Source organism: Pseudomonas sp., from assembly GCF_002796985.1.
In the GTDB taxonomy this organism is placed as follows: Bacteria; Pseudomonadota; Gammaproteobacteria; order Pseudomonadales; family Pseudomonadaceae; genus Pseudomonas.
Genome location: NZ_PEKX01000008.1, coordinates 197,621 through 218,359, shown reverse-complemented (window position 1 = coordinate 218,359; position 20,739 = coordinate 197,621). Strand labels below are relative to the sequence as shown.

The 20,739-nt window shown below is 66.5% G+C and carries 28 protein-coding genes; 16 read left to right on the top strand and 12 right to left on the bottom strand.

What is annotated here, in order from left to right; all coding sequences use genetic code 11:
- Window positions 1-180: 180 nt before the first annotated feature.
- The 5 genes from CTR55_RS13655 to yedA all read right to left on the bottom strand — a co-directional run bounded on the left by CTR55_RS13655 (window position 181) and on the right by yedA (window position 5,098).
- Window positions 181-999 carry an ABC transporter permease subunit gene (locus CTR55_RS13655; protein ID WP_296286942.1) on the bottom strand — a complete coding sequence of 273 codons (819 nt, stop codon included), beginning with the start codon at window positions 997-999 and terminating at the stop codon, window positions 181-183.
- Window positions 989-1,780 (bottom strand): taurine ABC transporter ATP-binding protein, encoded by a 792-nt coding sequence (locus CTR55_RS13650; RefSeq protein WP_296286941.1) that lies wholly within the window; start codon window positions 1,778-1,780, stop codon window positions 989-991. Before CTR55_RS13650 ends, CTR55_RS13655 begins: the two co-directional genes overlap by 11 nt.
- Window positions 1,781-1,908: 128 nt before the next feature.
- Window positions 1,909-2,928, bottom strand: a complete 1,020-nt coding sequence (gene tauA / locus CTR55_RS13645; protein WP_296286939.1) for a taurine ABC transporter substrate-binding protein — start codon at window positions 2,926-2,928, stop codon at window positions 1,909-1,911.
- A 218-nt stretch (window positions 2,929-3,146) separates the two neighbouring features.
- On the bottom strand, window positions 3,147-4,049 hold the full coding sequence (locus CTR55_RS13640; protein WP_296286937.1) for an acyl-CoA dehydrogenase family protein: 903 nt from the start codon (window positions 4,047-4,049) through the stop codon (window positions 3,147-3,149).
- A gap of 161 nt (window positions 4,050-4,210) precedes the next feature.
- Window positions 4,211-5,098 carry a drug/metabolite exporter YedA gene (yedA, locus tag CTR55_RS13635; protein ID WP_296287132.1) on the bottom strand — a complete coding sequence of 296 codons (888 nt, stop codon included), beginning with the start codon at window positions 5,096-5,098 and terminating at the stop codon, window positions 4,211-4,213.
- Between the two features lie 165 nt (window positions 5,099-5,263).
- Here yedA and CTR55_RS13630 point away from each other — a divergent pair, with 165 nt between their 5' ends.
- Window positions 5,264-5,710 (top strand): Lrp/AsnC family transcriptional regulator, encoded by a 447-nt coding sequence (locus CTR55_RS13630; protein ID WP_296286935.1) that lies wholly within the window; start codon window positions 5,264-5,266, stop codon window positions 5,708-5,710.
- A 484-nt stretch (window positions 5,711-6,194) separates the two neighbouring features.
- Here the strand turns inward: CTR55_RS13630 and CTR55_RS13625 are convergent, their stop codons facing one another.
- Window positions 6,195-7,472, bottom strand: coding sequence for an acetyl-CoA C-acetyltransferase (locus CTR55_RS13625; RefSeq protein ID WP_296286934.1), 1,278 nt, complete (start codon window positions 7,470-7,472; stop codon window positions 6,195-6,197).
- Window positions 7,473-7,637: 165 nt separating this feature from the next.
- On the opposite strand from CTR55_RS13625, the gene CTR55_RS13620 reads away from it, so the two are divergent.
- Window positions 7,638-8,993 carry a 3-oxoacyl-ACP reductase gene (locus CTR55_RS13620; protein ID WP_296286933.1) on the top strand — a complete coding sequence of 452 codons (1,356 nt, stop codon included), beginning with the start codon at window positions 7,638-7,640 and terminating at the stop codon, window positions 8,991-8,993.
- 422 nt (window positions 8,994-9,415) lie between these two features.
- Here CTR55_RS13620 and CTR55_RS13615 read toward each other — a convergent pair whose 3' ends face one another.
- Both CTR55_RS13615 and CTR55_RS13610 read right to left on the bottom strand, forming a co-directional pair.
- Complete coding sequence (locus tag CTR55_RS13615; protein ID WP_296286932.1) at window positions 9,416-9,820, bottom strand: EF-hand domain-containing protein; 405 nt, start codon at window positions 9,818-9,820, stop codon at window positions 9,416-9,418.
- 64 nt (window positions 9,821-9,884) lie between these two features.
- Window positions 9,885-10,892, bottom strand: coding sequence for an AraC family transcriptional regulator (locus CTR55_RS13610; protein ID WP_296286930.1), 1,008 nt, complete (start codon window positions 10,890-10,892; stop codon window positions 9,885-9,887).
- A 206-nt stretch (window positions 10,893-11,098) separates the two neighbouring features.
- Between CTR55_RS13610 and CTR55_RS13605 the strand changes: the two genes are divergently transcribed.
- The 9 genes from CTR55_RS13605 to CTR55_RS13565 all read left to right on the top strand — a co-directional run bounded on the left by CTR55_RS13605 (window position 11,099) and on the right by CTR55_RS13565 (window position 16,430).
- The gene (locus CTR55_RS13605) at window positions 11,099-11,956 is read left to right on the top strand and encodes a MaoC/PaaZ C-terminal domain-containing protein (RefSeq protein ID WP_296286929.1); all 858 of its coding nucleotides are present in this window, start codon (window positions 11,099-11,101) and stop codon (window positions 11,954-11,956) included.
- A gap of 46 nt (window positions 11,957-12,002) precedes the next feature.
- Complete coding sequence (locus CTR55_RS13600) at window positions 12,003-12,320, top strand: nucleotide pyrophosphohydrolase (protein WP_296286927.1); 318 nt, start codon at window positions 12,003-12,005, stop codon at window positions 12,318-12,320.
- Complete coding sequence (locus CTR55_RS13595) at window positions 12,317-13,087, top strand: methyltransferase domain-containing protein (protein WP_296286925.1); 771 nt, start codon at window positions 12,317-12,319, stop codon at window positions 13,085-13,087. The genes CTR55_RS13600 and CTR55_RS13595 overlap by 4 nt, the downstream gene beginning before the upstream one ends.
- 53 nt (window positions 13,088-13,140) lie before the next feature.
- Entirely contained in the window at window positions 13,141-13,725 is a 585-nt protein-coding gene (locus CTR55_RS13590; protein ID WP_296286924.1) for a DUF4136 domain-containing protein, read from the top strand.
- A gap of 122 nt (window positions 13,726-13,847) precedes the next feature.
- Window positions 13,848-14,408, top strand: coding sequence for a DUF4136 domain-containing protein (locus CTR55_RS13585; RefSeq protein ID WP_296286922.1), 561 nt, complete (start codon window positions 13,848-13,850; stop codon window positions 14,406-14,408).
- A gap of 28 nt (window positions 14,409-14,436) precedes the next feature.
- Window positions 14,437-14,931 carry a GNAT family N-acetyltransferase gene (locus tag CTR55_RS13580; protein ID WP_296286921.1) on the top strand — a complete coding sequence of 165 codons (495 nt, stop codon included), beginning with the start codon at window positions 14,437-14,439 and terminating at the stop codon, window positions 14,929-14,931.
- Entirely contained in the window at window positions 14,918-15,292 is a 375-nt protein-coding gene (locus CTR55_RS13575) for a DsrE family protein (protein WP_296286919.1), read from the top strand. Before CTR55_RS13580 ends, CTR55_RS13575 begins: the two co-directional genes overlap by 14 nt.
- Window positions 15,289-15,750, top strand: a complete 462-nt coding sequence (locus CTR55_RS13570) for a glycine cleavage system protein H (RefSeq protein WP_296286917.1) — start codon at window positions 15,289-15,291, stop codon at window positions 15,748-15,750. Before CTR55_RS13575 ends, CTR55_RS13570 begins: the two co-directional genes overlap by 4 nt.
- Complete coding sequence (locus CTR55_RS13565; RefSeq protein WP_296286915.1) at window positions 15,747-16,430, top strand: M15 family metallopeptidase; 684 nt, start codon at window positions 15,747-15,749, stop codon at window positions 16,428-16,430. The genes CTR55_RS13570 and CTR55_RS13565 overlap by 4 nt, the downstream gene beginning before the upstream one ends.
- A gap of 32 nt (window positions 16,431-16,462) precedes the next feature.
- On the opposite strand, the gene CTR55_RS13560 is transcribed toward CTR55_RS13565, so the two are convergent.
- Entirely contained in the window at window positions 16,463-16,957 is a 495-nt protein-coding gene (locus tag CTR55_RS13560) for a hypothetical protein (protein ID WP_296286914.1), read from the bottom strand.
- Between the two features lie 178 nt (window positions 16,958-17,135).
- Between CTR55_RS13560 and CTR55_RS13555 the strand changes: the two genes are divergently transcribed.
- From CTR55_RS13555 to CTR55_RS13535, 5 genes are all read left to right on the top strand, one after another.
- Window positions 17,136-17,564: an anti-virulence regulator CigR family protein gene (locus CTR55_RS13555; RefSeq protein WP_296286913.1), complete on the top strand. Its 429-nt coding sequence runs from the start codon at window positions 17,136-17,138 to the stop codon at window positions 17,562-17,564.
- A gap of 312 nt (window positions 17,565-17,876) precedes the next feature.
- On the top strand, window positions 17,877-18,509 hold the full coding sequence (locus CTR55_RS13550) for a GrpB family protein (RefSeq protein ID WP_296286910.1): 633 nt from the start codon (window positions 17,877-17,879) through the stop codon (window positions 18,507-18,509).
- 55 nt (window positions 18,510-18,564) lie between these two features.
- Window positions 18,565-18,768 (top strand): hypothetical protein, encoded by a 204-nt coding sequence (locus tag CTR55_RS13545; RefSeq protein WP_296286908.1) that lies wholly within the window; start codon window positions 18,565-18,567, stop codon window positions 18,766-18,768.
- A gap of 83 nt (window positions 18,769-18,851) precedes the next feature.
- On the top strand, window positions 18,852-19,070 hold the full coding sequence (locus CTR55_RS13540) for a DUF6434 domain-containing protein (protein ID WP_296286907.1): 219 nt from the start codon (window positions 18,852-18,854) through the stop codon (window positions 19,068-19,070).
- Between the two features lie 78 nt (window positions 19,071-19,148).
- Complete coding sequence (locus CTR55_RS13535) at window positions 19,149-19,472, top strand: excalibur calcium-binding domain-containing protein (protein ID WP_296286906.1); 324 nt, start codon at window positions 19,149-19,151, stop codon at window positions 19,470-19,472.
- 12 nt (window positions 19,473-19,484) lie between these two features.
- On the opposite strand, the gene CTR55_RS13530 is transcribed toward CTR55_RS13535, so the two are convergent.
- The 3 genes from CTR55_RS13530 to CTR55_RS13520 form a co-directional block, all read right to left on the bottom strand.
- Entirely contained in the window at window positions 19,485-19,907 is a 423-nt protein-coding gene (locus tag CTR55_RS13530; RefSeq protein ID WP_296286904.1) for a hypothetical protein, read from the bottom strand.
- Window positions 19,908-19,969: 62 nt separating this feature from the next.
- Window positions 19,970-20,212, bottom strand: a complete 243-nt coding sequence (locus tag CTR55_RS13525) for a DNA-binding protein (protein WP_296286902.1) — start codon at window positions 20,210-20,212, stop codon at window positions 19,970-19,972.
- 13 nt (window positions 20,213-20,225) lie between these two features.
- The gene (locus tag CTR55_RS13520; RefSeq protein ID WP_296286900.1) at window positions 20,226-20,648 is read right to left on the bottom strand and encodes an Arc family DNA-binding protein; all 423 of its coding nucleotides are present in this window, start codon (window positions 20,646-20,648) and stop codon (window positions 20,226-20,228) included.
- Window positions 20,649-20,739: the final 91 nt, after the last annotated feature.

Genomic DNA, 20,739 nt, shown 5'->3' with positions numbered 1-20,739 from the left:
CTCCCGCAAGCGGGAGAGGGGGGTTGTTCGGTGTGTTCGGAAAGGCCGCAACTGTCCTTCAACAACGGAAGAATGGCCGTGAGGCAAAAGACCTAGAACCGCTCAGGACAGTCCCCTCTCCCTCTGAGCGAGGCGCGCAGCCAGGGCTAGGGTGAGGGGCCCTGGCTTCAACTCCAGCACCTACTCCCAGGAAGCAAACCGCTTCTGCACCCAACGCAGCCCCAGCTCGAAGCTCAGCGCGATGGCGGCGATCAGCAGGATCCCCAGCACCACCACATCGGTGGCGAGGAACTGCGCAGCGGACTGCACCATGAAGCCCAGGCCACGGTTGGCGGCAATCAGCTCGGCGGCGACCAGGGTCGACCAGCCCACGCCCAGGGCGATGCGCAAGCCGGTCAGGACATCCGGCAGCGCACTGGGCAGGATCACGTGGCGCACCACCTGCAGGCGGCTGGCGCCCAGGCAGCGCACGGCCTGGATGCGCGACTTGTCCACTCGGCGCACGCCGGCAGCGGTGGCGATCAGCAACGGCGCGAACAGCGCGAGGTAGATCAGCAGCACCTTGGACAGCTCACCGATGCCGAACCAGATGACGATCAGCGGCAGGTAGGCCAGCGGCGGCACCGGGCGGTAGAACTCCACCAGCGGATCGAAGGCCGCGCCCACCAGCGGGTTGAGGCCCATCAGGATGCCCAGCGGAATGGCCGTCAGGATTGCCGCGCCCAGCGCCAGCAGCACGCGCAGTAGGCTGGTGCCGATGTGTTGCCACAGCGAGGCATCGACGTAGCCCTCGGCGAGCAGGCGCTGGAAGGCTTCCACCAGTTGCTCCGGCGCGGGCAGGAACAGGGTGTCGACCCAGCCCAGGTGCGTGGCCAACCACCAGAGCACGAAGAGAGAACCAACGCTGCCGGCGGCGGCCCAGCGACGGTAGTCGCCCGACACGCTGCGGGCTTTCGGCGCGGCGGCCGGGAGTTTGGCGGCGAGGGTATCAGTGGGCATGCTCGGCCTCCGGTTCTTCCAAAAACTCATCCAGAAGGAGTTGGCGCAGGCGCGCGAACTCCGGGTCGGACTTGATCGAGCGCACCGGCTCGCCAGCGGCGTAGCGGCGGGCGAAATCCAACGGCAGGCGCTTGACGATGCGCGCCGGCGGGCCGTCCATCACCACCAGGTCGGTGGCAAGGAACAGCGCTTCATCGACGCTGTGGGTAATCAGGAACAGGCCCTTGCCGGTCTTGCGCCACAGGTCGAGGGTCAGCACCTGCATGCGCTCGCGGGTGAGCGCATCGAGGGCGCCGAAGGGCTCGTCGAGCAGCAGGAAATCCGGCTCCACCGCCAGCGCGCGGGCCAGGCCCAGGCGCTGCCGCTGGCCACCGGAAAGCTGCGAGATGCGGTAGTCCGCGTGCTCGCCCAGGCCCACCAGCTTGAGGACTTCATGGGCGCGGGCGTTGCGCTCGGCGGCGCCGACGCCACGGATGCGCAGGCCCAGGGCAACGTTGTCCTGCGCGCTCAGCCAGGGCATCAGCGCGTCGTCCTGGAACACCACGCCGCGTTCGCCACCGGGGCCACTCAGGGTGCGCCCGTCGATCTGCACGCGGCCGCTGTCCGGCGCCTGGAAGCCCGCCAGCACGTTGAGCAGGCTGGACTTGCCGCAGCCGGACGGGCCGAGCACCACCAGCGATTCGCCCTTGGCCAGGCTGAGCGTGAGGTCCTGCAGCACGACGCGCTCGCGTCCGCGCTGCAGGAAAGTGAGGCTGACTGCCTCGGCCGTCAGACGGCTCATGTTCTGCCCTCCGTAGGGTGAGAAGAAATGCGTGATGCCCCGTAGGAGCGAGCTTGCTCGCGAACCGGCCCGAGCTTCAGTGCCAGCCGGTGTTCGCGAGCAAGCTCGCTCCTACGAAGAGCAACTGATCAGCGCTGCCCGACCTGCACGCTCTCCGCCTGGCGCACGTAGTCCGCGCTGACGTAGGGCGAGTAGTCCTTGAGCACCGAAGGCACGCGTTTCTGTTCTTTCAGGAAGGCGGCGGTACCGGCGATGTCCTTGGCGGTGCCGCCACCCAGCAAAGCGGACGACAGCTGCGCCTGGGATTCGGGGAAGGCGGAGCCGGCCAGCAGCTCGGGCACGTCCTTCGGATCGGCGCCGGTCAGGCGGGCGATCTTCTTCACCTGCTCGGAGTCGGCGGTCCACTCGGCCTTGTGGGCGTTGTAGTCGGCGAAGGAATCCAGGCTCACGCGGGCAAACTTGGCGATGATCTCCGGGTGCTTCTCGGCGAAGTCCTTGCGGGCCACCCAGACCTCGAAGGTCGGTGCGCCCCACTGGCCGACTTCGGCGGCGTCGGTCAGCACCTTGCCGGACTTCTTGACCTCGCCCAGGGCGGGCGACCAGACGAAGGCGCCGTCGATGTCGCCACGGCGCCAGGCGGCGGCAATCTCGGCGGGGTTGAGGTTGACGATCTTCACCTTGGCCGGATCGATCTGCCAGTGCTTGAGCGCGCCCAGCAGGCTGTAGTGCGAGGTGGAGACGAAAGGCGTGGCGATGGTCTTGCCGATCAGGTCTTCGGGCTTCTCGATCTTGCTGCCATTGCGAACCACCAGGGCCTCGGCGGCGTTGATCTGTGCGGAGACGATGAAAGCAACGATCGGCAGGCCACGCGAGGTGGCGGCGGCCAGCGGGCTGGAGCCGAGGTTGCCCAGCTGCACGTCGCCCGAGGCAATCGCGGCGACCACTTCCGGGCCGCTGTTGAAGCGGCGCCAGTCGAGCTTCTCGCCGATGACCTTTTCATAGGTGCCATCGGCTTGCGGAACCTTGGTCGGGTCGATGCCGGTCTGGTAGCCCAGGACAATGTCGGCGAACGCGGCGCTCTGGGAGAACAGGGCAGCCGCAACAACGACGCCGGCCACGGCACGGCGTACGAAACGAGGTTTGTTCATGGTGTTTCCTCTGAAGGTGACGGCGGTGCCGGCCTCACAGAGGGGACGGACCACGGGACGGGGTTCGATGGGGAGAATGCTTGTGTTGAAACCTTGTCCGGCGGTCCGGTAAAGCTAGATTACAGATATAAAAAACTCAGAATAAATAATTTTTAGTTCTTAACTTATGAGCGCCAGCGCTTGTCTCGACTCCGCTACAGGCCCCGTGATACGGAGCCTCAGGTGGCGCCAGCGACCACGCGGGCGCGGAGGCCTTCCTGACGCAGGCCGACCTGCACCGCCTGTTGCGCCACCGCCGCCGTTTCCGCCACCAGGGTCGCCAGTGCCGCGCTGCGGCTGAAGCTCAACGCATAGCCCGCCGCCTGGGCGGACTCGTAGGCCACCACCGATTGCTCGGACAGCCGCAACCCCAACCCCAGCAAACGCTGCAACTCCCCCGCCGCCGCCCGCGCGGGCAGGTTCTCGAAAGCCTGCACGGCCAAGCCCAGGGCAATGTTCGCCTGCAACAACCCGGCGAGGCTGCCGCGCAGTTGCGCACGCGGCGTCCACGGCAGGCCGGGCGGCAGCAGGATGTCTTCCGGGTGCAGGCGCACCTCGTGGCAATGCAGCAGGCCGCCACCGTTGGGTTCGAAGCGGTCCAGCCCGTTGCGATCCGCCGGCAGCGCGGCGATCAGCAAACCCTCGCTGGGCGCATGGCGCGCCGAGATCAGCAGCCAGTCCACCGCCTCGGCGCCGAAGCAGTCGTGACGCCCGCCCTGCAGCAGGAAACCGCCGCGCCGATGCTCGCGCGCCAGCAGGCGGCTTTCCTGGTGATCCACCGCCTCGCCCCACAGCCATTCGCGCTCCACGCTGAGCGGCAGCAGGCGCTCACGCTGCTCGGCGCTGCCCAGCAGCAACACGCTGGCCAGTTGCAGGTGATGCAGGGCGAACAGCCGCGCCAGGGTGCCGTCACGCTCGCAGAGATCGCGCAGGGTCTGCAGCACCTCGTCCCAGCCGGCGCCGCGTCCGCCGTACTCGCGGGGCACCGACAGGGCCAGCAGGCTGGACGCGCGCAGGGCGTCGCTCCAGCGCTGGGCGGGTGGCAGTTCGGAAAGACGGGAAAGCGGTACTGCCAGGCTCATGCACACCTCGGATCGAAGGGTGGATCAGTGGCCTGGGCGTATGGCGCGCGGGTGTACTGAAAGGAGGAAGGGAAACGGCCTCCGGATGAAGACCGTTTCATACCCTAGCGAATCAGCCGAAGCAGGCGAAATAACCTTTCGGGCTTAGCTCATGCCGTGAGTCAGACGGCTTCCTTGCGCCGCCACTGCGGCAGGCCGATCAGCACCACCGCGCTGATGATCACTGCCATTGCCAGGGATTCCGCCAGGCCGATGTGCTCACCGGCAAACACCACACCGAGCATCACCGCCACCGCCGGGTTGACGTAGGCGTAGCTGGTGGCCGCCGCCGGGCGCACGTTGGCCAGCAGGTACATGTAGGCGCTGAAGGCGATGATCGAACCGAACACCACCAGGTAGGCCAAGGCGCCCCAGCCCGCGGCGGTGGGCATCTGCTCCATGCGCTCACCGCTGAGGAAGCTGCCGAGCAGCAGCACGCCGCCACCTATCAGCATCTCCATCGCGCTGGCCATGGCGCCGGCGGGCAGGTCCAGGCGCCGGCTCCACACCGAGCCGAAGGCCCAGGTGGCGGCCGCGAAGATGATCAGCGCCGCGCCCGCCGGGCTGCCCTGCAGGTTGGAGCCCAGGTTGAGCAGCACGATGCCGAACAGGCCCAGGGCAATGCCGGCCCACTCCAGCGCGTTGGTCTTGTTGCCGAAGAAGCGCCCGAACACCAGGGTGAACAGCGGCACGGTCGCCACCGCCAGCGCCGCCACGCCCGAGGCCACGCCCCAATGCTCGGCCACGGTCACCCCACCGTTGCCGCAACTGAGCAGCAGAATGCCGATGGCGCCCGCCGACAGGCACTGCCTGAGCGTCGGCAACGGCGCTCCGCGCCAGAGCATCCAGGCGAACAGCAGGGTGCCGGCGATGATGAAGCGGCAGCCGGCCATCAGCATCGGCGGCCAGGATTCGACGCCGATGCGGATCACCAGGTAGGTCGAGCCCCAGATGAAATAGAGGGCGAAAAAGGCGGCGATCAGGGTTAGTGAGACGCGGGCTCTGGGCATGGGCATCGTGGTCATGGGAAGGGCTCGACAAGGCAGGCAGAGCGCTTCATTTTATGCAGGTCATCCGCCTCGGATAAGGCACAGACAACGCCTTTGCGGGCATAACACTTTTCATTCGATGGATTTTTGCAGCACAGCCCGTCGAATCAAAACCGGAGTTATTGCATGGACAAGTACGACCGCGCCCTGCTCGCCGCCCTGCTGGAAGACGGCCGCATGTCCTTCGCCGAACTGGCCCGGCGCATCAACCTGTCCCCTCCCGCCGTGGCCGATCGCGTGGCGCGCCTGGAAGCCGAAGGGGTGATCACCGGCTACCACGCCAGCGTAGACCTGTCGAAGATGGGTCGCTCGATCCAGTGCCTGATCGAGCTGCGCCTGAACGACCACCGCAGCAAGACCATGCTCGACCCGCTGCTGGAAATCCCGCAGATCATCGACTGCTACCGCATCACCGGCGAGGCCTGCGTGATGCTCAAGGTGGCGGTCAGTTGCACCCAGGAGCTGGAAGAACTGATCGACCGCCTCGCCCAGTTCGGCACCAGCAAGACTTCGCTGGTGCTTTCCACACCCTTCTCGCGGCGAATCCATCCGGGAATGTTGCAGGGCGGCTGAGCTGCGCATCTAGAAGGAAATTGCGCATAGAAATGCCGGTGCTACGCACTCCTGTGCGTCAGCTTTTCGTAGGAGATTCTATGTCTACCCCAGCGCCGGTCTCGCCGACGGGCCTCCAACGTAGGATGTGGTGGAGCGAAGCGATACCCATGCTGTCGGTGCCCGGAATCGATGGGTATCGCTGCGCTCCACGCCATCCTACGACGTGTTCCTCCTGACGCTTGTGTGAAAGGCGATACCCTTCAATCAAACGCCACAATCGCCTCCAGCTCGTGTAGTACGTAGGGCGGATAACGCTGGCGTGTTATGCGCCCTACAGTCTGTGCCAAGCGATTCGCGAGCAACAACGATGGCGTCCCCCTCGCTCCTACAGGTAACGCCCGAATAGCGGATAAAAAAAGGCGGCGCCGCTCGCGCGGTGCCGCCTGAAGTCACGGAGTTGCTACATCGTGGGACCGAAAAGCATCGGTCCCGCTGTATTGGATTACCGTTCGATGATCGCGGTCACACCTTGGCCGCCTGCCGCACAGATCGAGATCAGTCCGCGCCCCTTGCCGGCACCCTCCAGCAGCTTCGCCAGGTTGGCAACGATGCGCCCGCCAGTGGCGGCGAACGGGTGGCCGGCGGCCAGCGAACTGCCCTTCACGTTGAGCTTGCTGCGGTCGATGGAGCCCAGCGGTGCGTCGAGGCCGAGGCGGGTCTTGCAGTAGTCCACGTCTTCCCAGGCCTTGAGGGTGCACAGCACCTGGGCGGCGAAGGCTTCGTGGATTTCGTAGAAGTCGAAGTCCTGCAGGGTCCGGCCATTGCGCGCCAGCAGGCGCGGCACCGCGTAGACCGGCGCCATCAGCAGGCCCTCGTGGCCGCCAACGAAATCCACCGCCGCCGCTTCGCCATCCTTGAAGTACGCCAGGATCGGCAAGCCGCGCGCCTTGGCCCACTCTTCGCTGGCCAGCAGCACCACCGAGGCGCCATCGGTCAGCGGCGTGGAGTTGGCCGCCGTCAGGGTGCCGCGCGAGCCGCGCTCGAACACCGGCTTGAGGGTGCCGATCTTCTCCAGGTTGATGTCCGGGCGCAGGTTCTGGTCGCGCACCAGGCCGCGGAACGGCGTCATCAGGTCGTTCTGCCAGCCTTCGTCATAGGCGGCGGCCAGCTTGTGATGGCTCTCGTAGGCCAGCTTGTCCTGCTCGTCGCGCGGGATGGCCCAGGTCTGCGCCATCAGTTCGCAGTGCTCGCCCATCGACAGCCCGGTACGCGGCTCACCGTTCTTCGGAATGTGCGGCATCAGGTGGCGCGGGCGGATTTTCAGCAGGCTTTTGATCTTCTCGCCGTTGGACTTGCCGCGGTTGGCTTCCAGCAGGATCTTGCGCAGCCCTTCGTTGACGCCGATGGGCGCGTCGGAGGTGGTGTCCACACCACCGGCGATGCCGCAGTCGATCTGCCCGAGGGCGATCTTGTTGGCCACCAGAATGGCCGCCTCCAGACCGGTACCGCAGGCCTGCTGGATGTCATAGGCCGGGGTTTCCGGCGCCAGACGGGTGCCCAGCACGCACTCGCGGGTCAGGTTGAAGTCGCGCGAATGCTTGAGCACGGCGCCGGCGACCACTTCGCCCAGGCGTTCGCCGTGCAGCTTGTAGCGCTCGATCAGCCCGTCCAGCGCGGAGGTCAGCATCTCCTGGTTGCTCGCCGTGGCATACACGGTGTTGGAGCGGGCGAAGGGAATACGGTTGCCGCCGACGATGGCGACCCGGCGCAATTGGGTCATGCAGGGCTCCTGAGAATGAGCGTTGAAGTGCACTCAAGGCTAACCTTAGCCGCTTGTGTCGCATTGGCCGCCCCGCCGTTGCGCAGGTCAGCGCGGTCAATTGCGCCGAACCCGCCGCTGCGTAGAGTGGTCAGCACTTTGATAACCTGTGCAGGAGCCCGTTCCATGACCGATCGCTACATCGCCTTCGCCAACTCCAACGTCGGCCGCCGCCTGGTTGGAGCCCTCGGCCTGCCCGCGCCGGTCCGCCTGGAGCGCTGGAACGCCGGGCGCACGCGGCCGGTGGACGGGGCGCTGCTGCTCGGCGGCGAGGGCAACCTGAACGAGGCTGTGCTGCCGTTCGCCGAGCGCCTGACCGATGCGGTGTTCGCCTTCAGCGACGGCCAGTACGGCCTGCCACGCTGGACCGCCGAGCATGGGCCGAAGCTCAAGGCCATCGTCTTCGACGCCAGCGGCCTGACCCGTTTCGAGCAGACGATCGAGCTGCGCACCTTCTTCCAGGGCGCGCTCAAGGGTCTGGATAAATGCCCGCACGTGGTGATCCTCGGCCGCGCGCCGGAGTCGGTCAAAGACCCCATCGCCGCCAGCGTGCAGCGCAGCCTGGAAGGCTTCAGCCGCTCCCTGGGCAAGGAAATCCGCCGTGGCGGCAACGTGCAGTTGGTGTACGTCGGCAAGGGCGCCGAGGACCAGCTCGAAGGCGCGCTGCGCTTCTTCCTCTCGCCCAAGAGCGCCTATGTGTCCGGGCAGGTTGTGCGCCTGTCCGCGTACGACAAGCAGGTGCAGGACTGGAGCCGCCCGCTGGTGGGCAAGCGCGCGCTGGTGACCGGCGCCGCCCGTGGCATCGGCGCGGCCATCGCCGAGACCCTCGCCCGTGATGGCGCCGAAGTGGTGCTGCTGGACGTGCCGCCGGCCAAGGAGGCCCTCGACGCGCTGGCCGCGCGCCTGGGCGGCCGTGGCGTGGCGCTGGACATCTGCGCCGCCGACGCCGGTGCGCAGCTGGTCGAGGCACTGCCCGATGGCGTCGACATCGTCGTGCACAACGCCGGCATCACCCGCGACAAGACCGTCGCCAAGATGAGCGAGGCGTTCTGGAACTCGGTGATCGACGTCAACCTCAAGGCCCCGCAGGTGCTGACCCAGGCCCTGCTGGACGCCGGCAAGCTGCACGACGACGGCCGCGTGGTGCTGCTCGCTTCCATCAGCGGCATCGCCGGCAACATGGGCCAGACCAACTATGCGGTGAGCAAGGCCGGCCTGATCGGCCTGGCGCAGGCCTGGGCGCCGGCACTGGGCAAGAAGGGCATCAGCATCAACGCGGTGGCGCCGGGCTTCATCGAAACCCAGATGACCGCCGCCATTCCGTTGACTATCCGCGAGGCCGGCCGGCGCATGAATTCCATGGGCCAGGGCGGCCTGCCGCAGGACGTCGCCGAAACCGTGGCCTGGTTCGCCCAGCCGGGTTCGGGCGCGGTGAGCGGGCAGGTGCTGCGGGTTTGCGGGCAGAGTTTGCTGGGGGCTTGATCCCACAGACTGCTCTAAAGCTGCCCGCCAAGATCAAGAGCCCCTCACCCCAACCCTGGCTGCGCGCCCCGCTCCTCAAGCGGGAGAGGGGACTGATCGGTGCAGGACGAAACCGTGGCATCAGCCGGCACAATCGGCCCCTTCTCCCTCTGGGAGAGGGTTGGGGTGAGGGAACCACCGGTGCAGCATCGTAGGGCGCATAACCCGGAACGGGTTATCCGCCGATAGCCTCGCGGCGGATAACGCTGGCGCGTTATGCGCCCTACGATCCTGAAAGGTCTGCGCCACCTGTAGGAACGCCCCATGGGCGCGGTCGCGCCCACTTGCTTCTCTAAAAAGTGGCCCGCTCCTCCATGAAAACGTTCGAGCTGGGGGAGAGGGCAAATCCCAGTCACGGACTGTCAGATGAGGGCTCCTACAAATCACCCCCGCGCCGCCACCAATTCCCGAAACTCCTCCGCGCTCACCCGGTGATCGCCATTGCGGTCCGCCCGCACGATCAGCGCGGGCTCCTGGGTCAGGAACTCCGTCTGGCTGACCTTGCCGTCGCCATCCTGGTCCGGCCAGGCAATGGCGTTGGGGGAGACATTCACGCTGGGGTTGGGCGGGGTCATTTCTTCGCAGGTGAGCAATCCGTCGTGATCACGGTCCAGGCGGTGGAACATGCGCACGCGCATGGCGTCCATGTCGGCGGCCTCGATATAGCCGTCGCCGTCGCGGTCCAGACGAGAGAACGCGGTTTCGCCCATCTCCCCCGCAACCGCTTGCTGAAGGCTCAGCAGCAGGAGGGTGGACAACAGCAGCGGCTGGCGGATTCGGCTTTGCATCGGGCGTACCTTGGCGGGAATTGACCGGCAAAGCCTATCCAGACGCAGGCTCGAAGCGGTTCGATCACTCCGCCGGAGGCTGCGGGCGGCCGCGGCGGCGGAACTCCACCGGGGTCTCGCCGACCCAGCGCTTGAACGCCCGGTAGAAGGTGCTCGGCTCGGAGAAGCCGGTGCGCTCGACGATCACCTCGATGCGCTCGTCGGTCTTGAGCAACAGTTCCTTGGCCAGGCGGCAGCGGTAGTCGGTGACCAGATCGTTGAAACGCACCCCGGCCATGGCCAGGCGCTCGCGCAGGCGGCGGGCCGGCATGTCGAGACGAGCGGCGACCTGCTCCAGCGTCGCGCCGCCATCCACCAGCAGCACGCCGATCAGTTCGCGCACCTTGCGCACCAGGTCCAGTCGCTCCACTTCCGCCAGTTGCCGGCGCGCCAGGGACTCGTGCATGCGCAGCAGTTCCGGCGCGGCGTGGCGCGAGGGTTTCTCCAGCACTTCGGCAGCGAAGACCAGGGCATAGCGATCGGCGCCCAGCACTACCGGGCAGCCGTAGACCTGCTGGTATCGCTCAGCAGGAGCGCCCGCCTCGTGCATCAACTGCACTTCCTGGGGCTTGAAGTCGCCTTCGGTGAGCGCGTGGAACAGGCGGACTACGGCGCCGGCGAGCATTTCGGGGAAGTGCCGGTTGGTTCCGGCGCTATGGCCGAGCAGCAGCACGGCCTTCTCACCCTCCACTTCCAGGCGGGCGTTGAGGGTATCGGAGAGCAGGCGCACATAGCGCAAGGCGTGGCGCAGGCCTTCGCCAAAAGTGGCGCTGGAGAGGAACAGGTATTCCAGCAGCAAGCCATGGAACGCGGGCAGGTGGCCGGCCAGGTAGAGGCCGACATGTTCCTCGCCGCACTCTTCGGCGGCCGCTTTCCAGAACAGGTTCTGTGCGCTGTGGGGGAATCGTCCGGCCGGCAGGCTGCCGGCTGGCAGGCCAACGCGAGCCAGCACGCGGTCAGGGTCGGTACCGCTGGCGCGCAGGGCGTCGATCACCGGGCGCATCAGCGCCACATCGTCGGTCAGATCACGCATGGTGTTTTTTTCTAGTTATCCATGAGGCGGGCCCATCTTAGGCAGCTTTCCTATCGCCCCTCAAGAGAATCAGGAAGCTGCTTGAGGGAAATGTCCGAGCAATTCGACGGTCATATTGACTTGCCTGCCGCGCACCGCGTTGCCACGGCCAATGCCCGCGCCCCAGCGCTGGCTAAGCTGATTGAATACCCGCCAGGAGATACCCGATGCCCCGCGATTGGCTTGACCTGTCCGCCCCACCCGCCCTCACCGGTCTGTTCGCCCGCGCCGCCGTGCGCCGCGGCGTGCGTGGCCGCAGCCTGCCGACACGCGGCCTGCGCTGCCCGGTCACGGTCGATGCGAAGCACCTGGAGCGCTACCGCAAGGTCTGCGGCTTTGCCGACAACCACCTGCTGCCGCCGACCTACCCGCACGTCCTCGCCTTCGGCCTGCAGATGGGCCTGCTGACGGATGCGCGCTTCCCCTTCCCGCTGCTGGGCCTGGTGCACCTGGAAAACCGTATCAGCGTGTTGCGCCCCCTCGGCGGCCTGGGGCCGTTCACCGTCAGCGTGCGGGTGGAGAACCTCCAGCCCCACGAGAAGGGCGTGACCTTCAGCATCATCACCCAGCTGCACGACCAGCTCGGCCTGCTGTGGGAGGGTGACAGCCGCATCCTGTTCCGCGGCATGCGCCTGGACGGCACGCCGCCGGCCCGCGAAGAAGTGGCCGAGCTGCCGCTGGAGCAGATCGATGCCTGGAACTGCCCGGCGGACATCGGCCGGCGCTACGCCCGCGTAGCCGGCGACTACAACCCGATCCACCTGTTCGCCGCCAGCGCCAAGCTGTTCGGCTTCCCCCGCGCCATCGCCCACGGCCTGTGGAACAAGGCCCGCAGCCTGGCCGCCCTGGGCGAGCGTCTGCCGATGGCCGGCTATCGGGTCGACGTGCGCTTCCAGAAACCGGTACTGCTGCCCTCCCAGGTCAACCTGCTGGCCAGCGAGCCGGCGCCTTCCGGGCAGTTCAGCCTGCGTGGCAAGGACGGCCTGCCGCACATGGCCGGCAGCTGGAGCCCGCTGGACGTTTGATGCGCAAGGCTTGAAGCTATGGGGCTCACGTTGGAGCCCCATCTGCATGAACCTCGAAGCCATCACCGCGCGCCTGCACGCCATCCGCGACCACAACGACTGGAGTCGCTTCCACAGCCCGAAGAACCTGGCCATGGCAGCCAGTGTGGAAATGGCCGAGCTGGTGGAAATCTTCCAGTGGCTGCGCGAGGACGAGTCGCGCCAGCTGCCCCCGGAGAAACTCGCCCACGTCGGCCAGGAAGTCGGTGACATCGTCCTTTACCTGCTGCTGATGTGTGCGGAACTGGGCATCGACATGGACCAGGCGGTGCTCGCCAAACTGGCCGACAGCGAACGGCGCTTCATCGAGGGGGGCGCCAAGTGAGCGATTCCCCGAAGACCGGCGACCGCCATTTCGACGAACTGGCCACGCGCTTCGCCGAGAAGATCTACGGCGGCGCCAAAGGCGCCATCCGCCTCGCCGTGCTGCAGGCCGACCTCGCCGAAGCGCTGCCCGACCGCCCGCTGCGCGTGCTGGATATCGGCGCGGGCCTGGGCCACATGTCGCTGTGGCTGGCCGGGCGCGGTCACGATGTCACCCTCGCCGAGCCCGCCGCGCCGATGCTCGACGGTGCGCGCCAGCGCTTCGAGGAGGCCGGCCTGCAAGCCACCTTCATCGCAGCCCCCTGGCAGGACCTGCTCGGCCAGTTGAACGAACCCTACGACCTGGTGATCTGCCACGCCGTGCTGGAGTGGCTGGCCGAGCCGCTGGCGATCCTGCCCGTGCTGCATCAGCTGACCCGCGCCGATGGCTGGCTGTCCCTGGCCTTCTACAACCGCGATGCGCTGATCTACCGCAACCTGCTCAAGGGCCACTTCCGCAAGCTGCGCAAGAACCGCTTCTCCGGCGAGGGCCAGAGCCTCACCCCGCAGGAACCGCTCGACCCGCGCGTACTCGAAGCCGCCATGGCCAACCATTGGAGCATCGAAGCACGCAGCGGCGTGCGGGTGTTCCACGACTACATGCCGGTGGAATTCCAGCACAAGGCCGAGCCGCTGGACCTGGTGGAGATGGAACTGCAATACCGTCGACACCCCGCCTTCGCCGGCCTCGGCCGCTACCTGCACTGGCTGTGCCGGCCGCAGGATTAGGTGCATAGTTGCCACTGCGCACGCCCTTCCATACCGGCGTGCGGGAGTCTGTCATGCCGCGTTACCTGTTGATCCTGCCGCTGCTCACCGCCCTGGCCGCCTGCCAGGGCCAGAACCCCTACAGCAACACCTCGCTGCCGATCCCGCCAGCCCCCGCGCAGGCCGCCAACCCCGGCCTCGACCCCGGCAGCTATCCGGCCCCACCGCTGGACTACGGGCGCTACCGCTCGTGGAGCTGGGTGGACGGCGCCGGCTTCGGCGGCCCGTTGCAGGATGCGGTCAGCGAAGCCCTCGACCAGCGCGGCCTGCGCCCGGCGCGCTCGAATGCGCCAGCGGACGTCACCGTCAGCGCGCACCTTTCCAGCGAGCAACGCACCCGCCAGACCACCGATTACTACGGCGGCGGCTACTACGGCGGCGGCTGGAACGACCCCTGGTACGGCGGCGCCTCCTACCCCGTCACCCGCACTTACGTGGTCACCGTCAGCGTGGTGCGTATCGCCCTGTTCGACGCCCATAACCACCAGGAAATCTGGAGCGGCAGCGCCGAATACGACAACGGCGACAGCCAGAGCGACCAGGCCCGCGCGCTGCGCGAAGCCGCGCGCAAGGCCATGGACGGTTACCCGCCGGGCTGACCGGCGGCTGGCCGGGAATCCTGCCAGGTTTTCATCCACGGCAACCCTGCGCAACCCCTCTGCCGCTTGCCTTTGCGCGGACTCTGCGCTTGGATGAAAGCTCTGTCAGGAGTATTCCAACCATGATCCGCCGTTTACTGCTTCTGGGCCTGATGCTCGGCCTCGCTGCCTGCGAAACCACCAGCGTCAGCCGCGACTACGACACCACCCGCGACTTCTCCCGCTACCTGACCTGGAGCTGGGCGCAGCCGGCCTTCGAGTACCGCCCGGACGACCCGCGCATCAAGAGCGACCTCACCGAGCAGCGCATCAGCGATGCGGTGGCCGGCGAGTTCGACCAGCGCGGCCTGCGCCAGGCACAAGGCGGCAACCCCGGCGACGTGAAGCTGCGCGCCTACCTGATCGTCGACCAGCGCCAGGACCAGGTCACCACCTACAGCGGCGGCTACTGGGGCGGTTATTGGGGTGGCTACTGGGGCCCGCCGCCCATGGCCGAGAGCCGTACCATCACCTACAAGGTCGCCACCATCCAGGTCGACATGTTCGACGGCAAGGACGGCAAGCTGGTCTGGCGCGGCAGCGGTGAGCAGATCATGCGCAGCAGCCCGCCGACGCCCGCCGAACGCGAAGCGGCGATCCGCGAGACGGTGCAAAAAATCATCGCCCAGTACCCGCCGCACTGACCGGCCCGACCATGACACGGGAGAACGCGTGAACCCACCTGCCTTGCAACATCGCCCCGCCCTCGCCGACGATCTCGGCGAGGTGGTCGGCTTTCCCCAGGACGCCGACGAACTCTTCTACTGCTACCCCAAGGCGAGCTGGCCTTTGACCATCGGCCAACTCGCCGCCGCCATGGCCGAACGGCGCGGCAGCACCGTAGCGCTACTCGATGGCCGCGTCGCCGGCTTCGCCAACTTCTACCAATGGCAGCCCAACGAACTCTGCGCGCTGGGCAACATGATGGTCGCGCCCTGGGCGCGGCGGCACGGCGTGGCGCAGTACCTGATCGAGGTCATGGAGAATCTCGCCCGCGACCAGTACAAGGCGCAGGTCATGAAAGTGTCCTGCTTCAACGCCAACGCCGCCGGCCTGCTGCTTTACGCACGCCTGGGCTACAAGCCGCAGGGCATCGTCGAGCGCGCCGACCCGCAAGGCCGGCGCATCGCCCTGGTCCAACTGGAGAAAGCCCTTGTCCACGCCTGAGCCCCAGCGTGTGCTGATCATCGTCAGCAGCGGCCCGAGCACCCCGGCGCGCTGCGCCGCGCCCTTCTACACCGCCACGCTGCTGGCGTGCATGGATGCCAAGGTGACCCTGTTCCTCAGCGGCGAAGGCACCCGCCTGGCCTTCCAGGATATCGCCGACAACCTCTACGCCGCCGAGGATGGCGAGCCCATCAGCCACTTCATCCAGCAGGCCAAGGAAGCCGGCGCACGCCTGCTGATGTGCCGCGCACCGGGCGTGGCCATCGACGAAAGCCGGCTGATCGAGGAAATCGACGAGATCGCCAGCGGCGGCGAGCTGGCGCGCATGATCCTCGAATACGACCGGGTGCTGACGCTGTGAAGCTGCACGGCCTGGAGTTCCCCGACGAACTGCTCTACGCGCCCGACTACAACCTCTGGCTGCGCGAGGAGGAAGGCGGCGCTGTCACCCTCGGGCTCACCGCCTACGGCTGCGCGGTCTACGGGCAGATCTTCGCCTTCACCCCCAAGCGCGACGGTTGGCACATCGACTGCGACCGCAGCTTCGGCGTGGTGGAATTCGCCAAGGCGGCCTCCTCGGCGCGCAGCCCGCTGGACGGCACCGTCCTCGCCAGCAACCAAGCCGTGGTGCGCAGGCCAGGGCTGATCAACCTGGACTGTTACGGCGAAGGCTGGATGGTGCGCCTGCGGCCCGACGACTGGGCCGTCGCCCGTGGCCGCTTCCTGCAGGGCGAAGCCGCGCTGGAGGCCTTTGCCCAGCGCATGCACCTGGACAACTTCGACCCCGACGACGACGGGGTCCAGGCGCTGCGCCCATGAGCCGGGCGGGCGCGCAGTTCACGGTGCTGCTCTGCCTGCTCATCAGCCCGGCACTACGCGCCGATCAGCCGACGCAAGGCGGCTTCGTCTATCTCGACCAGGTGCTGAAATCCGCGCGCTATGACGTGCGCTACGCCAGCGCCGATAATTTCGTCGGCGAGCCCATCGACGGCTACCAGAAGGCACGGATCATCCTCACCGGCAAAGCCGCCGCCGCATTGGCCTCAGTGGAGAAGGACGTCGCGCTGAGCGGCCTGGCACTGAAGATCTTCGATGGCTATCGCCCGCAGCGCGCAGTGGATGAGTTCCGCCGCTGGGCCGCCGACCCGCAGGACGTCCGCCAGAAGACCCGCTACTACCCCGACCTGGACAAGCCCGCGCTGTACCGCGACGGCTACATCGCCAAGCACTCCGGGCACTCGCGCGGCAGCACCGTCGACCTCACGCTGGTGGATTCGAAAACCGGGGAAGAGTTGGACATGGGCAGCCCGTTCGATTTCTTCGGGCCCATCTCCCATCACGGCACTGCGCTGATCAGCGTGCAGCAGACGCGCAACCGCGAAACCCTGCGCCAGGCCATGCTGCGCCACGGTTTCGAGCCCTACGGTGCCGAGTGGTGGCACTACACCCTGAAAGCCGAGCCTTATCCGCAGACCTACTTCGACTTCCCGGTGCAGTGAAGGACAGCGGCCGTCCCTGGCCGCCAGGTGCATCAATCGTCGTCGTGCTTGCTGGAGTTATCGTCGGCGTTGTCCAGGCCCTTGGTGTTGTGGGTGCCCGGCGTCGTAGACGAGATCGCCGTCGCCTTCGACAGGCCACGGGTGTCCTTGGAGTGCGCCACGGAAGACGTCGTCTGGCCGTGGCCTTTGCTGTCGTTCTTGTCGCTGCCGTAGTGGTTGCCGCTCAGGCCATGGTCGCGAGTGGCCTTGCCAGCGTGCTCGCCGCCATCATTCGCGCCATTGCTGTTGCTGCCATGGTTGCCACCGGGGCCACCCTTGCCACCACCGTGGCCGCCGCCGTTTCCGCCGGAATTGCCACCGCCATGGCCACCACCGTTACCGCCGCCATTGCCACCGCCGTTACCACCACCACCGCCGCCGTTGCCTTTGGCATAGACCGAACCGATCGGCGAGAGGTCGGCGGGCAGCAAGGCTGTCGTGCCGAGTGCGAAGGCACAGGCTACTGCAACAACCAGGGACTTTTTCATCTTGTTATCGCCTCCAGAGGCGGGGGTTGAGATACCTCTATGACTCACTGCAGCCTGCGTGGTTCGCGGCCCGCCGACGAAATGCCAGCACGCCGGTACCAACTCCATCGCTGCCGCACCAGCACCATAGCGGCTACGCTGAGCGACACAGGATTCTCAACATGGAGGCAACACGGATATGTCCAGACTCAATACCCTGCTGGCGGCCATCATCGGCGTCACCCTGCTGGGCAGCAGTCCCTTGCTGCTGGCTGATCCGGGCAAGAACAAAGGGCACGGCAACCAGGGCCATCAGGGCAACAATGGCCAGGGTGGCGGCAACAACTGGCAAGGCGGCCCGAGCATCGACATCGGCGGCGTGCAGGTCATCCTCAACGACAACCGCAACTACTGGAATCCGGGCGCCGCACTGCCGCCGGGCATCCAGAAGAACCTCGCCCGTGGCAAACCGCTGCCGCCCGGCATTGCCAAGAAGCTCGACAGCCGCCTGGTTGGCCGCCTGCCCCACTACGACGGCTACGAATGGCAGCAAGCCGGCACCGACCTGCTGCTGGTGACCATCGCCACCGGCGTCATCTACGAAGTGCTGCAGAACGTGCTGGATTGATCAACCTGACCTGTAGGAGCGCCCCATGGGCGCGATCGCGGGCATGACCCTACCCTGAGCTTCTGCGCTTGGGTCTGCCCTCACCCTAACCCTCTCCCAGAGGGAGAGGGGACCGTTCGGCGCAGAATGAAACTACAGCGTCAGCCGGCACAATCTGCTCCCTCTCCCTCCGGGAGAGGGTTGGGGTGAGGGGAAACGTCGGCACAGACTTGCCAGAAAGAAGACAGTTGCTCCTACAGGATTTCTCCGGAACTCCCCGCCCTGCAGAATCTCCAATCCTCGCCCCCACCGCCGCACCGCTGGAGTTTTCACATGCCCCCGCAAGCCCCCGAATTCGACGGCCAGCGCTGGAGCAACGCCGAAGAAGACCGCATCGAAGTCATTGCCGCCGATCCCCGCTGGCCCCAGCGCTTCGCCGAAGAAGCCGCCGCCATCGCCCGCGCCGCCGACCTCCCCGGCCTGGGCATCGAGCACATCGGCAGCACCGCCGTGCCGGGGCTGGACGCCAAGCCGATCATCGACATCCTCCTGCTGCCGCCACTGGGCAGCGACCCGCACCGTCTGATCGAACCGCTGCAAAAACTGGGCTACCAGTACTGGGCCGAGAACCCTGACACCTCGCGGATGTTCTTCGTCAAAGGCATGCCGCCGCTGGGCAGCGGGCGCACCCACCACGTCCACGTCATGGACCTGAGCGACGCCTCGCGCCGCCTGCTGTTCCGCGACTGGCTACGCACCCACCCCGACGATGCTCGGCTCTACGCCCAGGTGAAGCACGAACTGGCGAAGCGCTTCCCCACCGACCGCGACGCCTACACCGAAGGCAAGGACGAAGTCGTCGCACAGATACTCGGCCGCGCACTCAACCCGTCGGAGCACCAGCGCGACCGCACAGGCGACGCGCCCCACGCAGGCGAAATCCAGGGCCCGGGCAGCCCGCGTTAATCCGTCGTTAATACTCCCGGCCGAAGCTCGGAACTCCCCCTCAGGAGGAAGTCCCATGCTCAAGCTCGCCGTGGTTACCTTCGCCTGCTTCACCCTGGTCGGCTGCGCCGACGCCCCGCACTACAACCGCTTCGGCGCCATCGAATCGCCCGTGCGCGAATCCTTCGGCGAAGACAACCTCGAACGCCAGCCCACCCGCGTGCGCCTGCAAAGCGACGATTACTCGGCGCAGCAACAGCGGATGATGGGGGGCCAGTGACGCCGCAACACCTCGGCAGACCGCGCCAGCGGCTGCCGAGTGCGCTATAACGGGCGCTCCCCCAAGGCACAGGAATGGACACCATGGCCTTCGACTGGCACAGCGACCCGATCACCCGGCAGACCCCGCTCGACGCCCACTACCGCAACACCCAGAACGTCCGCCGCTTCATGACCCAGCACTGCGGCGACGCGTTCCACTTCGACCGCCCCTTCATGGCCTGGATACGCAGCGGCGCGCCAACGGACATGGGCGCGGTGGTGGATGAGTGGCGGCGCCGGAAAGGCCTCGCCATTGGCTGAACACGCCGAGTACCAACATTGGCGTAGCGATGTGGTGGCCCGCTAGAATCCGCAAAGCACTCACCCCCGGACACCACCATGAAGAAATGGATTTTCCTCGCCGCTCTCGCGCTGCTCGCCTGGCAGTACATGGACAACCCGACCTGGCAGTCGCGCTTCTTCCGCGCAGCGCCATCGTCTGTCAGCGCGCCCGTTGCGCCCAGCGAGCCCGCCATCGAACCCGTCGCGACGCTCGAAACCAAGCCCGAACCCACGCTCAGCGTGCGCTGCGATGGCCGCCAACACTGCTCGCAGATGACCTCCTGCGCGGAAGCCAAGGCGTTCCTGCGCAGCTGTCCGGGCATGAAGATGGATGGCGACGGGGATGGCATCCCCTGCGAGGATCAGTGGTGCTCCATGTAGGCGAAAGCCGCCCTACAGGCCTCCACCCAGCCACAGCGTAAACTGGCCGTCACGCACGGCCAGCGCCTGCCGCACCACGCTATAGCGCAGCGGCAGCACACCGCCGGTGCTGACCTTCAAGCGATCGGCCAATGCCAACACCTCCTCGAAGGAAGCTTCCGGCAGGTACTTGTTGAAGGAGTAACTGTCGCGGCCAATCAGCACCTGCACCGCGTACACGTCCTGCCCGATCGGGTCGTAGGCCAGCAGCCCCTGTAGCGCAATGCCCGCCGGCAGTCGGAATAGCGCCCGCACCAGCAGCAACGAAACACCGGGCGCCACCTCCGCCGCCGTTGCCAGCGGCACCAGGAACGCATCCTCGCGAATGCCGTCCTGCCAGCGCCACAGGTCGCTCAGTTCCAGATGGTCTTCGGTGAACTGGTCCAGTCTGACCATGGCTCGCTTCATCCTTGCGGGAGTGCTTGTCGCGACCTCAGGGCAGCGTATTGGCTGGGGCCCTAGCCATCTACCTCCGGGGCTACTTGCCCGCGCGCAGCGTCCGTTTCGCCCTTCCACAGCCAAAGCTCGTATTCCGGAAAGGCGGCGATCACTTGCTCGAGGTCTTCCACTCGCGTCTTGGTCTTCAGGTCCGTGGCGACCGTCTGCCAGCGGCGACGATTTTTGATAGTGGTCATTTTGGCCAGATGCGACGGACCAAGATGACGGACAAGAATTCGGAGACGCTCTTCGACTTTCCCCATTGCCACAACTACCTCAGAAGCGAATCAGAATCGCCGAAGCCCCATCCCACGCCACTGCATATCCCTCAGCTTCAAGCTCCTGAGTTAACGGCAGGGTCAGCTTTGAACGCTCATCATCCGACAAGCCTTCCGCTAGCGAGAGATCGTGCAGAGAAACGCTGGCCACGCTATGTCCCAGCGATACCGCTCGATTGATCGCGCTGATGGCGCGATTCCTGATGATCGTTGGAAGCGCTTCACGAGCGAGCGCCATCAGCTCTCGCGCCCTCGCGGCGGGAACCAACGTGTCGCCTGGCGTTGCGGTGAGGAAGCTTGCTTCCAACCGGGCAACCAGTTCGGCGTTTAAAGATCGCCCAGAAGCGGACGCAGCCTGATCGACCTGCAAGCGCAGCTCAATCGGCATACGAAGTTTGAATTGAGGGTCATCTCTGCTCATTGCCGGATGATGGACCACGGTGGTCTTGACAACAATGGAACCACCGTGATCCCATCAAAATCAAATAGATCACGGTGGTCCACAATAACTT

Coding starts and splice junctions, on each gene's coding strand:
- CTR55_RS13650 (WP_296286941.1), bottom strand. CDS start 1,780: ATGAGCCGTCTGACGGCCGAGGCAGTCAGCCTCACTTTCCTGCAGCGC.
- CTR55_RS13615 (WP_296286932.1), bottom strand. CDS start 9,820: ATGCAAAGCCGAATCCGCCAGCCGCTGCTGTTGTCCACCCTCCTGCTG.
- CTR55_RS13550 (WP_296286910.1), top strand. CDS start 17,877: ATGCCCCCGCAAGCCCCCGAATTCGACGGCCAGCGCTGGAGCAACGCC.
- CTR55_RS13545 (WP_296286908.1), top strand. CDS start 18,565: ATGCTCAAGCTCGCCGTGGTTACCTTCGCCTGCTTCACCCTGGTCGGC.
- CTR55_RS13605 (WP_296286929.1), top strand. CDS start 11,099: ATGCCCCGCGATTGGCTTGACCTGTCCGCCCCACCCGCCCTCACCGGT.
- CTR55_RS13655 (WP_296286942.1), bottom strand. CDS start 999: ATGCCCACTGATACCCTCGCCGCCAAACTCCCGGCCGCCGCGCCGAAA.
- CTR55_RS13600 (WP_296286927.1), top strand. CDS start 12,003: ATGAACCTCGAAGCCATCACCGCGCGCCTGCACGCCATCCGCGACCAC.
- CTR55_RS13520 (WP_296286900.1), bottom strand. CDS start 20,648: ATGAGCAGAGATGACCCTCAATTCAAACTTCGTATGCCGATTGAGCTG.
- CTR55_RS13640 (WP_296286937.1), bottom strand. CDS start 4,049: ATGAGCCTGGCAGTACCGCTTTCCCGTCTTTCCGAACTGCCACCCGCC.
- CTR55_RS13590 (WP_296286924.1), top strand. CDS start 13,141: ATGCCGCGTTACCTGTTGATCCTGCCGCTGCTCACCGCCCTGGCCGCC.
- CTR55_RS13630 (WP_296286935.1), top strand. CDS start 5,264: ATGGACAAGTACGACCGCGCCCTGCTCGCCGCCCTGCTGGAAGACGGC.
- CTR55_RS13525 (WP_296286902.1), bottom strand. CDS start 20,212: ATGGGGAAAGTCGAAGAGCGTCTCCGAATTCTTGTCCGTCATCTTGGT.
- CTR55_RS13610 (WP_296286930.1), bottom strand. CDS start 10,892: ATGCGTGATCTGACCGACGATGTGGCGCTGATGCGCCCGGTGATCGAC.
- CTR55_RS13620 (WP_296286933.1), top strand. CDS start 7,638: ATGACCGATCGCTACATCGCCTTCGCCAACTCCAACGTCGGCCGCCGC.
- CTR55_RS13555 (WP_296286913.1), top strand. CDS start 17,136: ATGTCCAGACTCAATACCCTGCTGGCGGCCATCATCGGCGTCACCCTG.
- CTR55_RS13535 (WP_296286906.1), top strand. CDS start 19,149: ATGAAGAAATGGATTTTCCTCGCCGCTCTCGCGCTGCTCGCCTGGCAG.
- CTR55_RS13585 (WP_296286922.1), top strand. CDS start 13,848: ATGATCCGCCGTTTACTGCTTCTGGGCCTGATGCTCGGCCTCGCTGCC.
- CTR55_RS13560 (WP_296286914.1), bottom strand. CDS start 16,957: ATGAAAAAGTCCCTGGTTGTTGCAGTAGCCTGTGCCTTCGCACTCGGC.
- CTR55_RS13540 (WP_296286907.1), top strand. CDS start 18,852: ATGGCCTTCGACTGGCACAGCGACCCGATCACCCGGCAGACCCCGCTC.
- yedA (WP_296287132.1), bottom strand. CDS start 5,098: ATGCCCAGAGCCCGCGTCTCACTAACCCTGATCGCCGCCTTTTTCGCC.
- tauA (WP_296286939.1), bottom strand. CDS start 2,928: ATGAACAAACCTCGTTTCGTACGCCGTGCCGTGGCCGGCGTCGTTGTT.
- CTR55_RS13625 (WP_296286934.1), bottom strand. CDS start 7,472: ATGACCCAATTGCGCCGGGTCGCCATCGTCGGCGGCAACCGTATTCCC.
- CTR55_RS13565 (WP_296286915.1), top strand. CDS start 15,747: ATGAGCCGGGCGGGCGCGCAGTTCACGGTGCTGCTCTGCCTGCTCATC.
- CTR55_RS13530 (WP_296286904.1), bottom strand. CDS start 19,907: ATGGTCAGACTGGACCAGTTCACCGAAGACCATCTGGAACTGAGCGAC.